At 71.0% G+C, this 11,427-nt stretch carries 10 protein-coding genes; 7 read left to right on the forward strand and 3 right to left on the reverse strand.

Annotated elements, in window-relative coordinates; translation table 11 throughout:
- Window positions 1-92 precede the first annotated feature (92 nt).
- The gene (locus ACWEOE_RS21740; protein WP_452011921.1) at window positions 93-902 is read left to right on the forward strand and encodes an MBL fold metallo-hydrolase; all 810 of its coding nucleotides are present in this window, start codon (window positions 93-95) and stop codon (window positions 900-902) included.
- Window positions 903-948: 46 nt separating this feature from the next.
- On the opposite strand, the gene ACWEOE_RS21745 is transcribed toward ACWEOE_RS21740, so the two are convergent.
- On the reverse strand, window positions 949-2,148 hold the full coding sequence (locus ACWEOE_RS21745; protein WP_452011924.1) for a DUF6236 family protein: 1,200 nt from the start codon (window positions 2,146-2,148) through the stop codon (window positions 949-951).
- A gap of 59 nt (window positions 2,149-2,207) precedes the next feature.
- Between ACWEOE_RS21745 and ACWEOE_RS21750 the strand changes: the two genes are divergently transcribed.
- The gene (locus ACWEOE_RS21750) at window positions 2,208-2,813 is read left to right on the forward strand and encodes a flavin reductase family protein (RefSeq protein ID WP_452011927.1); all 606 of its coding nucleotides are present in this window, start codon (window positions 2,208-2,210) and stop codon (window positions 2,811-2,813) included.
- Between the two features lie 49 nt (window positions 2,814-2,862).
- Here the strand turns inward: ACWEOE_RS21750 and ACWEOE_RS21755 are convergent, their stop codons facing one another.
- Window positions 2,863-3,582 (reverse strand): DUF305 domain-containing protein, encoded by a 720-nt coding sequence (locus ACWEOE_RS21755; RefSeq protein WP_452011929.1) that lies wholly within the window; start codon window positions 3,580-3,582, stop codon window positions 2,863-2,865.
- 22 nt (window positions 3,583-3,604) lie between these two features.
- Window positions 3,605-4,444 carry a DUF3105 domain-containing protein gene (locus ACWEOE_RS21760; RefSeq protein WP_452012156.1) on the reverse strand — a complete coding sequence of 280 codons (840 nt, stop codon included), beginning with the start codon at window positions 4,442-4,444 and terminating at the stop codon, window positions 3,605-3,607.
- A 250-nt stretch (window positions 4,445-4,694) separates the two neighbouring features.
- On the opposite strand from ACWEOE_RS21760, the gene argS reads away from it, so the two are divergent.
- From argS to thrB, 5 genes are all read left to right on the forward strand, one after another.
- Entirely contained in the window at window positions 4,695-6,359 is a 1,665-nt protein-coding gene (gene argS, locus ACWEOE_RS21765) for an arginine--tRNA ligase (RefSeq protein ID WP_452011932.1), read from the forward strand.
- A gap of 3 nt (window positions 6,360-6,362) precedes the next feature.
- Window positions 6,363-7,802: a diaminopimelate decarboxylase gene (gene lysA / locus ACWEOE_RS21770; RefSeq protein WP_452011935.1), complete on the forward strand. Its 1,440-nt coding sequence runs from the start codon at window positions 6,363-6,365 to the stop codon at window positions 7,800-7,802.
- 3 nt (window positions 7,803-7,805) lie between these two features.
- Complete coding sequence (locus ACWEOE_RS21775) at window positions 7,806-9,125, forward strand: homoserine dehydrogenase (RefSeq protein ID WP_452011938.1); 1,320 nt, start codon at window positions 7,806-7,808, stop codon at window positions 9,123-9,125.
- 82 nt (window positions 9,126-9,207) lie between these two features.
- The gene (gene thrC, locus ACWEOE_RS21780; protein WP_452011941.1) at window positions 9,208-10,278 is read left to right on the forward strand and encodes a threonine synthase; all 1,071 of its coding nucleotides are present in this window, start codon (window positions 9,208-9,210) and stop codon (window positions 10,276-10,278) included.
- Window positions 10,275-11,183, forward strand: coding sequence for a homoserine kinase (gene thrB / locus ACWEOE_RS21785; RefSeq protein ID WP_452011944.1), 909 nt, complete (start codon window positions 10,275-10,277; stop codon window positions 11,181-11,183). The genes thrC and thrB overlap by 4 nt, the downstream gene beginning before the upstream one ends.
- Window positions 11,184-11,427 lie beyond the last annotated feature (244 nt).

Raw genomic sequence — 11,427 nt, forward strand, 5'->3', positions numbered from 1 at the left:
CGCTGGCCGGTTCCCCGCTTCGGGGGCAGTGTTCAGTTCGGCGCACGGGATGGACCGGCGCGCCTGGAGACCGATCACCAAGGGGATTGCTCGTGAGTGAGCGCATCAGTTCGCAGAGGCTGGAATTCGGGATCGGCGTGATCGGGGGCCCGACCACCGTCGTGGACATCGCGGGCTTGCGGATCGTCGTGGACCCGACGTTCGACGAGCCGGGCCCGCACGCCTACCTGACCAAGCTCGACGGCCCGGCCGTCGACGAAGCCGGCCTCGGCGACGTCGACCTCGTGCTCGTCAGCCACGCCGCCCACCCCGACAACCTGGACGTCAAGGGCAAGGCATACGCCTTGGCCGCCAAGCTGCTCGTGACCGGCGTCAACTCCGCGAAGCTGCTCGGCGCCAACGCCAAGGGCCTCGAAGCCTGGGAGACGATGACCATCCCCCGCGGCGACGGGGCCGGCGAACTGACCCTGCAGGCGGTACCCGCCGAGCACGGCCCCGCGGACGGCGACCGCGACGACACCGGGTACATCAACTCCCAGGTCGTCGGCTTCGTGCTCTCCGGCACGGATCTCCCGACGGTGTACATCAGCGGCGACAACGCGTCGGTGCGCGTGGCGGCCGAGATCGCGAACAAGGTCGGCCCCATCGACTTCGCGGTCCTCTTCGCCGGCGCCGCCCGCGTCGCGGCGAAGTTCGACGGCCGGCCCCTCACGCTGACCTCCGAGCGCGCTGCCGCCGTGGCCTCGGTGCTCGGCGCGAAGACCGTGCTGCCCGCCCACATCCAGGGCTGGGCCCACTTCTCCGAGGGCATCGAAACCTTCGAGCCCGCCTTCGACGACGCCGGTCTCAAGCACGTCCTGGCGCTGGCCGCGCCGGGCGAGTGGAACGTCACGCAGAAGTAGTCCTGACGGCTGTGGTCCCCGGGCGCATCGGGGACCACAGCCGTGATCACCCGGGCCAGGCGCGCCGCAGGCGGTCGATCAGCTTGGTGGGTGTGAGCTCCCGTTCGAGGCGGAACAGGTAGCCCGCCGGGCATTCGCGGACGGCGGCTCGCCGCTGCCGGCGCCACTGCACCGGGGCGGCCAGCACACAGGCGGCAGCCGAGGCGGTGCCGGCGATCGTCGGCGACAGCCCGACGGTGTCGGCCGCCATCGTGACCAGTGCGGGCGGGGCCACGGACTTCACGTTGACCACCCCGCGCACGGACTCCAGGCCGACGCTGCGCAGGCGATCGCGCAGCTGCTTCAGCTGCTTCGTCACCGCTTGGTCGACCTCGGTGCGAAGGTACTGCTGGAACACGTCGAGATCACGCACGTCCTCCAGCTGCGTGAGCTGCTCCGACTTCTCGGTCACGTACCGGCGGAAGGCGTCGAGTTCGGTCCCGAACTTCTCGCGGACCTCGATGATCTTCTCCACCGGCACGTTGTCGAGGCCGGCGGGCACGACGGTCTCGAAAGCCGCGAACACGAAGGCGTCTTCGGCGTCCGCGTGGCCCGTGGACGTGGGTGCCGAGCCGAGGAGAGCCTCGGCGAGGCGGTCGAGCGTCCAGCCGGATGCAGCCGAGTGGGAGAGCTCCTGGTCGGTCACGGGGTGCAGACGGTTTTCGGTGGCGATGCGCTCGACCAGCGCGCAGTTGTACACCGCGGCCAGGTCCGGGTGCATGCCCAGCCAGATTCCACCGCGGCCGCTGTACGGCTCGGCCAGCCCGGCGGCAACCGCGGAGGTGGCGAAGTCGGCCGAGACCTTGTCGAGGTGCACGTAGTCGAGCCACTCCGGGAGATCCCGTCCGGCCGACCTGGCAGAGACGGCCTGCTGGTACGACCGCCGGGGCGAGACGGATCGGTGCCGGATCGGTGGCGTGGACGGGTCCTGGGGCCGGTCGAGCGCATACCGCTTGCGCAGGTCGCGGGCGTGTGCGTCGACGAGATCGAGGAACGGTCGCCCAACGTCGTCCGCCGCCCATTGCGGGGGCGTGATGTCCACGAGCCATTCGGCTTCCGTGCGCAGGGCGCGGGAAACCGGTGAATCGTCGGTCGGGTAACCGCGCGGACGCAGCCGGCCGAGCTTGGGCCAGTACAGCGCGGCGTACTTGAGCCACCGATCGTCGCGGACGTGGATGTACGGGTAGTACAAGGCGATCGGATCCACGCGGCCCCCTCATTGATCGGCGTTCGGCAGCCTAGCGCCGACCTGGTAGACCGGGCCCCATGCGCAAGGACTTCGACCCCGCCGGCATCGCGCCGTTCTCCTTCTACCGTCTGCTGACCGCGACCGTGGTGCCGCGGCCGATCGCCTGGGTGTCGAGCACCTCGGCCGACGGCGTGGACAACCTGGCGCCGCACTCGTTCTTCACGGTCGCGTCGGCGGCGCCGCCCGTGCTGCAGTTCACGTCGGTGGGGCGCAAGGACACGCTGCGCAACATCGAGGCCACCGGGCAGTTCGTGGTGAACCTGGCGCCCGAGCACCTCTTCGAGAAGATCAACGACACCGGCACCGACTTCCCGCCCGACCACAGCGAGTTCGACGCCACCGGCCTGTCCCGCGAGCCCAGCGTGAAGGTCAAGCCGCCGCGGGTGGCGCAGTCGCCGGTGGCGTTCGAGTGCGAGCTGCACAGCACGGTCGGGTTCGGCACGTCGACGGTGGTGTTCGGCCGGGTCGTGCACGCGGCCGTGTCCGCCGACGTGCTCGACGGCGACCACCCCCTGATCGAGCGGCTGCGCCCGCTGGCCCGCCTCGGGCGCGACGAGTGGGGCACCCTCGGCGAGATCAAGGAAATCCCGCGCATCCGCTTCGCGGACTGGCCTCGAACGTGAAAGAGAGGGCCGCCCCCAGCCGGGAGCGGCCCTCTCCTTCACCACGAACTCAGGATCCCGGAAGCGGTGCTGCCCCGCGTGCGGTCAGCATCAGCTTCATCTGGGTGATCTCCGCGCCCTGCGACACGATGATGCTGCGGCACAACGCTTTCACCGCCGGCAGGTTCGAGTGGTCCTGCGCGTACTCCGCCATCGCCGTGCCGCCTTGGTGGTGGCGCAGCATGAGCTGCAGGAAGTCGACGTCCATCGCGCGGCCCGTGAGCGTGCGCAGTTTCGCGATCTCGGCGTCGGTGGCCATGCCGGGCATCGGCGCGCCACCGGCCGGGGAGCTGGTGGGCATCTGCATGCCCGCGTGGCCCATCGGCTCGGTCATCCACGTCATGTACGCGCCGGGCGCCTGCTCGGGCTGGTCCCACAGCATGAGCCAGCCCTTCATGCGCCCGACCTGCTCGGTCTGCGACGACTCGATGTCGAACGCGAGCTGCCTCACCTCGGGGTCCGTGCTGTGGTCACGGGCCCAGTTGGCCATGGTCACGGCCTGCAGGTGGTGCGTCGACATGTCCTGCGCGAAGCCGACCTCGACGGACCCGGCGCCCGGGACCGCCGGCGCCGCGTCGCCGCCGTCGGTGAGCCGCGCGGCGAACACGCCGATCGCGACGCCGATGAGCAGCACGGCGAGCAGCGACCCGCCGATGACGACCCAACGGGACCACGTGGGGCGCTCGTCGGGCTCGTGAACGTCGGGTTCGAGGTCGGCTTCGGTGCTCACTGCGAAATCCTCACCACCGAGGTCACTGGCTCGCCGGCGGAGCCGCCGGCGACGAGACGGGCGCGCTGGGCTGGCCGGGGGCACCCGGCTGACCCGGCTGCATGCCACCCTCCGGCACCGCGCCGGAGCTGCCGCCGTAGTTCATCGGCTTGGCGTCGGGGCCCGGCTTGCTCGGGTCGAACGGCGGCGGGTTGCTCGGATCGAACTGGCCCGGGCCGAGCGCGTCGCACGAGGCGCCGATCTCGGGGTACACGCCGTTGGGGTTGGTCCGCAGCGCGGCGATGAACTCGTCGATGCGCGGGTCGTCGGCCTTGTCCAGCTTCAGCTGGTGGCCCCACGACTGCAGCGAGATCGGCTTGTCGAGGCCGGGGTAGGGCGACATCGAGATGTAGGTCTTGCCCTTGACGCGAGCGGCCAGCAGGTCCACCTGGTCACCCTTGACGAGGTCCGGGTTGTAGGCGATCCAGATGGCGCCGTGCTCGAGCGTGTGGACCATGTTCTCCGTGCGCACCGCGGTCGGGTAGACGACGCCGTTGCAGGCCGCCCAGTTGCCGTCGTGCGGGCCGCCGAAGGGCGGGCTGTGGTCGTACGCCACGCGCTCGGTGGGCAGCACGTGCACCGAACCGGTGTAGGTCGCGGTGATCACGCCCGGGATCTTCTTGGACGGATCGGGGTTGGACGCCGTCGGAGCGAACGACGCGGCCGCCTCCTCGCGGGACTTCTGGTCGCGCTGCGGAGCGGATTTCACCATGTAGTAGGTGACGACGCTGGCCAGGAGGGCCACCACCACGACGACACCGATGATGGTGCCCCACGGAGTGCCCTTCTTGGTGACGACGGACTTGCCGCGCGCGGCCTTCACCGCGTTGGCGGACTTGCCGCGCGAGCCACCCGGCGTCCCCTTCTTACTGGTTGTCCCTTTCGCCATGGTCTGCCGCGATCTCCTCGTGAGATGATGGAGGGATCCGGACGGACCCTGCCCGTCGGCCAGTGTAGAGACCGGACGTCTGATCACCGTGAACACCTCTCGCGATCACCGCGGGTGTGACGCGGGCCAACCGCAGGTCGGACCGGCGTAAGCGGCCTACCTGGGCACACCTAGAATTCGGCGAGTGACTCCCGCCGCTCTCGCCGACCTGGTCCGCGCCTCCGCCGTGCAGGTGCTCGACGCCCGAGGCGTCGACGCCGCCGTGCTGCCGGAGCAGGTGACCATCGAACGCCCGCGCAACCCCGACCACGGCGACTATGCGACCAACCTCGCCCTCCAGGTCGCCAAGAAGGCCGGGCTGCAGCCGCGGGAGTTCGCCGAGGCGCTGGCCGAGGTCGTGGCGGCGGCCGACGGCGTGGCCGCGGCCGAGGTCGCCGGCCCGGGTTTCCTCAACTTCCGCCTCGCCGCCGACGCGCAGGGCGACATCGTGCGCCAGGTCCTCGACGCGGGGGAGGCCTACGGCCGCGGCGACGCGCTCGCGGGCCGCCGGATCAACCTCGAGTTCGTGTCGGCCAACCCGACCGGCCCGATCCACCTCGGCGGCACGCGCTGGGCCGCGGTCGGCGACGCGCTCGGTCGCGTGCTGGCCGCGCAGGGCGGCGACGTCACGCGCGAGTACTACTTCAACGACGCCGGTGCCCAGATCGACCGGTTCGTCCGATCCCTCATCGCCGCCGCGAAGGGCGAGCCCGCGCCGGAGGACGGCTACGCGGGCGGCTACATCAACGACATCGCCGCCGAGGTCCTCAAGCAGGAGCCGAGCGCGCTGTCGCTGCCCGAGGCCGAGCGGCACGAGACGTTCCGCCGGGTGGGCATCGAGCTGATGTTCACCGAGATCAAGCAGAGCCTGCACGAGTTCGGCACCGACTTCGACGTGTACTTCCACGAGAACTCGCTGCACCAGTCCGGCGCCGTCGACGCCGCCGTGCAGCAGCTGAAGGACTCGGGCAACCTCTACTTCGCCGACGGCGCGTGGTGGCTCAAGTCGAGCGAGTACGGCGACGACAAGGACCGCGTCGTCATCAAGAAGGACGGCAACCCGGCCTACATCGCCGGCGACCTGGCCTACTTCAAGGACAAGCGCAACCGCGGCTTCGACCTGTGCATCTACATGCTCGGCGCCGACCACCACGGGTACATCGCGCGCCTCAAGGCCGCCGCGGCCGCGTTCGGCGACGACCCCGACACCGTCGAGGTCCTCATCGGCCAGATGGTGAACCTCGTGAGCGAGGGCAAGCCGGTGCGCATGTCCAAGCGCGCGGGCACCGTGATCACGATGGAGGACCTCGTGGAGGCCGTGGGCGTCGATCCGGCGCGCTACGAGCTCATCCGCTACTCCGTCGACTCCACTTTGGACGTCGACCTCGACCTGCTGCGCAAGCACAGCAACGACAACCCGGTCTACTACGTGCAGTATGCGCACGCCCGGCTGTCTTCCCTGCAGCGCAACGCCGCAGACCTCGGGCTGAAGTCCGAAGAGTCCACAGTGGACGTCGACTTCGGACTCCTCACGCTCCCCGCCGAAGGTGACCTCATCCGCACCATCGGCGAGTTCCCCGCCACCGTCCGCCGCGCCGCCGAGATGCGGGAACCGCACCGCATCGCCCGCTACCTCGAGGAGCTGGCCGGCGCGTACCACAAGTTCTACACGGTGGGCCGGGTGCTGCCGCAGGGCGACGAAGAGGCCACCCCTCTGACGTTCGCCCGGCTCGCCCTGTGCGAGGCCGCTCGCCAGGTGCTGGCGAACGGCCTGTCCTTGCTCGGTGTCTCAGCTCCTGAACGGATGTAAGAAATGGCGCACCCCGCGGGCCCCCGCCACGCCGACGTCTACCCCCATGCCGACGCCTCCGGGTTCCCGCCCGCGAGCGCCGAAGAGCTCGACAAGCTGCCCGCGAAAGTGTGGCCGCGCAACACCTACCGGGCCGGCGACGGCATCGTGCGCATCGCCGGGATGGACGTGCGCGACCTCGCCGAGACCTACGGCACGCCGCTGTTCGTGGTCGACGAGGCCGACTTCAAGTCCCGCTGCGCCGACTACGCCGAGGCGTTCGACGACCCGGCGCTGGTGCACTACGCGTCGAAGGCGTTCCTCTCGATCGAGATCGCCAAGTGGGTGGCCGAACAGGGCCTGAGCCTCGACGTCTGCAGCGGCGGCGAGCTCGCCGTGGCACAGCGCGCGAACTTCCCCGCCGAGCGGATCACTTTCCACGGCAACAACAAGTCGATCGCCGAGCTCGAGATGGCCGTGGAGGCCGGCGTCGGCACGGTCGTGGTGGACTCCTACCACGAGATCGCGCGCCTCGCCGACATCGCCGCGCGCCGCGAGGTCGTGCAGCCGGTGCTCGTGCGCGTGACGGTCGGCGTCGAGGCCCACACGCACGAGTTCATCGCCACCGCGCACGAGGACCAGAAGTTCGGCTTCTCGCTGGCGTCGGGCGACGCGGCCGAGGCCGTGCGCCGCGTGCTCAACACGGCTTCGCTCAAGCTCGTGGGCCTGCACAGCCACATCGGCTCGCAGATCTTCGACGCCGACGGCTTCGAGGTCGCCGCGCGCCGCGTGGTCGGGCTGCTGGCCGAGCTGGCCAAGGAGCACGGCCGTGAGCTGCTCGACCAGCTCAACCTCGTGGACCTCGGCGGCGGGTTCGGCATCGCGTACACCGAAAAGGACAATCCGCCGCCGCCGGCGCAGATGATCACCCAGATCCGCGAGATCGTGCGCAAGGAATGCGCGTACGCCGACCTGCCCGTGCCGCGCATCGCGGGCGAGCCGGGCCGCGCGATCGCCGGACCGGGCACCATCACGCTGTACGAGGTCGGCACCATCAAGGACGTCGCGCTCGGCGACAACACCACCCGCCGCTACGTGAGCGTCGACGGCGGCATGAGCGACAACATCCGCACGGCGCTCTACGACGCCGTGTACGACTGCCGGGTGGTTTCGCGCTCCGCCAGTGACACTGCCGACGGGGACGACCCCGTGATCGCCACCTTGTCCCGAGTCGTGGGAAAACACTGTGAATCCGGCGACATCGTCGTCCGAGACTGCTGGCTACCCGACACTCTTGCTCCCGGCGACCTGCTGGCCGTCGCGGCGACCGGTGCCTACTGCTACTCGATGGCGAGTGGGTACAACCGGCAGCCGCGCCCGGCCGTGGTGGCCGTGCGCAACGGCAGCGCCCGGGTGCTGCTGCGGCGGGAGACGACGGACGACATGCTGCGCCTGGAGGTTTGAGAAGTGTCCACAGTGTCTCCATCAGACCGGCCGGCCATCAGGGTCGCCCTGCTCGGCTGCGGCACGGTGGGCAGCGAGGTCGTGCGGCTGCTCACGGAGCAGGCCGACGAGCTGGCCGCACGCGCCGGTGCCGCCGTGGAGCTGGCGGGCATCGCGGTGCGCCGCCCGGACAAGCACCCCGAGCTGCCGGCGGACCTGGTCACCGACGACGCGGCCGCCCTCGTGGTGCGCGACGACGTCGACGTGGTCGTGGAGCTGGTCGGCGGCATCGAGCCCGTGCGCGACTGGCTGCTCGCCGCGCTGGGTGCCGGGAAGTCCGTGGTCACGGCCAACAAGGCGCTGCTCGCCGAGCACTCGGCCGACCTGTTCGAGGCCGCCGACGCCGCGGGTGTCGACCTGTACTTCGAGGCCGCCGTGGCCGGCGCCATCCCGCTGCTGCGCCCGCTGCGCGAGTCGATGGCGGGTGACCGCATCACGCGCGTGATGGGCATCGTCAACGGCACCACCAACTACATCCTCTCCGCCATGGACACCACGGGCGCGGGCTACGCCGAGACGCTCGACGAGGCCGGCCGCCTCGGGTACGCCGAGGCCGACCCGACCGCCGACGTCGACGGCTACGACGCCGCGTCGAAGGCCGCGATCCTCGCCTCGCTCGCGTTCCACACGCGCGTGACCGCGAAGGACGTGCACCGCGAGGGCATCGCCGACGTCACGGCGGCCGACCTGGTCGCCGCGCGCGTGCTGGGCCGCACGGTGAAGCTGCTGGCCATCTGCGAACGCGTGACGGCCGACGACGGCACCGAGTCCGTCTCGGCCCGCGTGCACCCGGTGATGATCCCGCGCAGCCACCAGCTCGCGGGCGTCGGCGGCGCGTTCAACGCCGTGTACGTGGAGGCCGACGCGGCCGGTGAGCTGATGTTCTACGGCCAGGGCGCGGGTGGCGCGCCGACCGCGAGCGCGGTGCTCGGCGACCTCGTCGCCGTGGCGCGCAACCGCGTGGTCGGCGGACGTGGGCCGCGCGAGTCCGCGCACGCCGCGCTGCCGGTGCGCCCGATGGGCCAGACGCCCACGCGCTACCACGTGAGCCTCGACGTCGCCGACCGCGCGGGTGTGCTCGCCCAGGTGGCGCAGGCGTTCGCGGGCCACGGCGTGAGCATCGCCGCCGTGCGCCAGCGCGACGCCAACGACACGGCGAGCCTCGTGGTGGTCACCCACCTGGCGCCCGACGCGGCGCTTCAGTCCACTGTGGACGAGATCGCGAAACTCGATGTGGTTCACCAAGTCGTGAGTGTCATGCGGGTGGAAGGCGAAGACCAGTGAGCGCAGCTTGCAAGCGAATCATCGCTGTTCATGGCGCCACCTCACCGGTGACGAGCGTGGAACTCCGAATTGAGGTGGCGGCATGAGTGCAGTCGGAACCAGCGCGTGGCCGGGAATCATCGAGGCGTACCGCGACCGCGTCCCCGTGCCGGACGGAGCGCAGGTGGTGACGCTCGGCGAGGGCAACACCCCGCTGCTGCCGGCCGCGCACCTGTCCGAGCTCACCGGCTGCACGGTGCACCTCAAGGTGGAGGGCGCGAACCCCACCGGTTCGTTCAAGGACCGCGGCATGACCGTGGCCATCACCCACGCGCTGGCGAGCGGGCTCAAGGCCGTGATCTGCGCGTCGACGGGCAACACCTCGGCCTCGGCCGCCGCCTACGCCGCACGCGCCGGGCTCACCTGCGCGGTACTGGTGCCCCAGGGCAAGATCGCGATGGGCAAGCTCGCGCAGGCCGTGCTGCACGGCGCGCGGATCCTGCAGGTCGACGGCAACTTCGACGACTGCCTCGAGCTCGCGCGCAAGACCGCGGCCGACTACCCGGTGACGCTGGTGAACTCCGTGAACCCGGTGCGCATCGCGGGCCAGAAGACCGCCGCGTTCGAGGTGTGCGACGCGCTGGGCCAGGCGCCCGACATCCACTGCCTGCCGGTGGGCAACGCGGGCAACATCACCGCCTACTGGGCCGGGTATTCGGAGTACGCGGCCGACGGTGTGGTGAAGAACACGCCGCGCATGTTCGGCTTCCAGGCCGCCGGTGCCGCGCCGCTCGTGCGGGGCGAACCGGTGTCCGACCCGGACACCATCGCCACCGCGATCCGCATCGGCAGCCCCGCTTCGTGGGGGAGCGCCGTGAAGGCCAAGGAGGAGTCCGACGGCCTGTTCGAGGCCATCACCGACGAGAAGATCCTCGAGGCCTACCGGCTGCTCGCTCAGCGTGAGGGCGTGTTCGTGGAGCCGGCCTCGGCCACCAGCGTCGCCGGCCTGCTCGCCACCGCCGCCGACGGCCGCCTGCCGAGGGGCACCACGGTCGTGTGCACGGTCACCGGCCACGGCCTCAAGGACCCCGCGACCGCGCTCGAGGGCAACGTCGAGGTCGAGCCGCTCGCCGTCGACCCCACCGCGGTCGCCGCGGCGCTGGACCTGCGATGACCGGCTCCTCGGGCCTGCCGGTGGGCTCGTCGTTCCGGGCCACCGTGCCGGGTTCGACGGCCAACCTCGGCCCGGGTTTCGACGCGCTGGGCATGGCGCTGGCGCGCCACGACGTCGTCGAGCTGCAAGTGACCGAGGACGGGCTCAAGGTCGAGGTGGTCGACGCCGGCGCCGGCGGCGTCGCCGACGTGCCCACCGACGAAACGCACCTCGTGGTGCGGGCGATCCGCCGCACGTGCGCGCACCTCGACGTGCGCCCGCCGGGGCTGCACCTGCGGTGTTTCAACAACATCCCGCACGCGCGCGGACTCGGTTCCTCGGCCGCCGCCGTGGTGTCCGGAGTGGCGCTGGGTTACGCGATCGCGGGCGTTGCGCTCGACGACGAGGCGTTGCAGCTCGCGGCGGAGTTCGAGGGCCACGCGGACAACGCGGCCGCCAGTCTGCTCGGCGGGTTCGTGGTGGCGTGGTCGGAAAATGGCCGGTTCCACGCTGAACGCGTGGAGCCCAGCACCAAGATCCGTCCTGTGGTGGCGATTCCGGCGCTGAAGTCCTCCACGGACGCGACGCGCGGCCTGCTGCCGCAGCACGTTCCGCACGCCGACGCGGCGCACAGCGCGGGCCGCACCGCGCTTTCCGTGCTCGCGATCACCACGAAACCCGAGCTGCTGCTCGCGGCCACGGAAGACCGGCTGCACCAGGAGTACCGGGCGAGCGCGTACCCCGCGAGCTCCGAGCTGGTGCGCACGCTCCGTGCCCGGGGCGTCGCCGCGACGATCTCCGGAGCCGGTCCCACAGTGCTCGCGCTCACCACGACGGGAATATTGCCGCCGGAGGTGGACGTTGAAGGGTTCGACGTCGCCGAGCTGGGCGTGGACCTGACGGGTGTTCAGGTTGCGGCTCAGTAAAGCCCCGGTCACGTGGCGGGCGGAACGTGCGCCACGCGGGGGGTGGTTGTTGCACCGGCCCACCGGGCGGTCTACCCTCGGGGGCGTTCGATCACCGTGCGTTTCCGCACCCGATGCCGGTCCTTTCGCTCCTTGTGAGCCTCCGGTCCGCATCCTTCGTCGATCCGCCAGTCCGCACCGCATGAGCTGCGGGAGCGGAGGGACGCAGGCGGGTTTCCGGTCTCGGCGGTGCCGAATTCCGTTT

Source organism: Amycolatopsis sp. NPDC004368 (genome assembly GCF_053602515.1).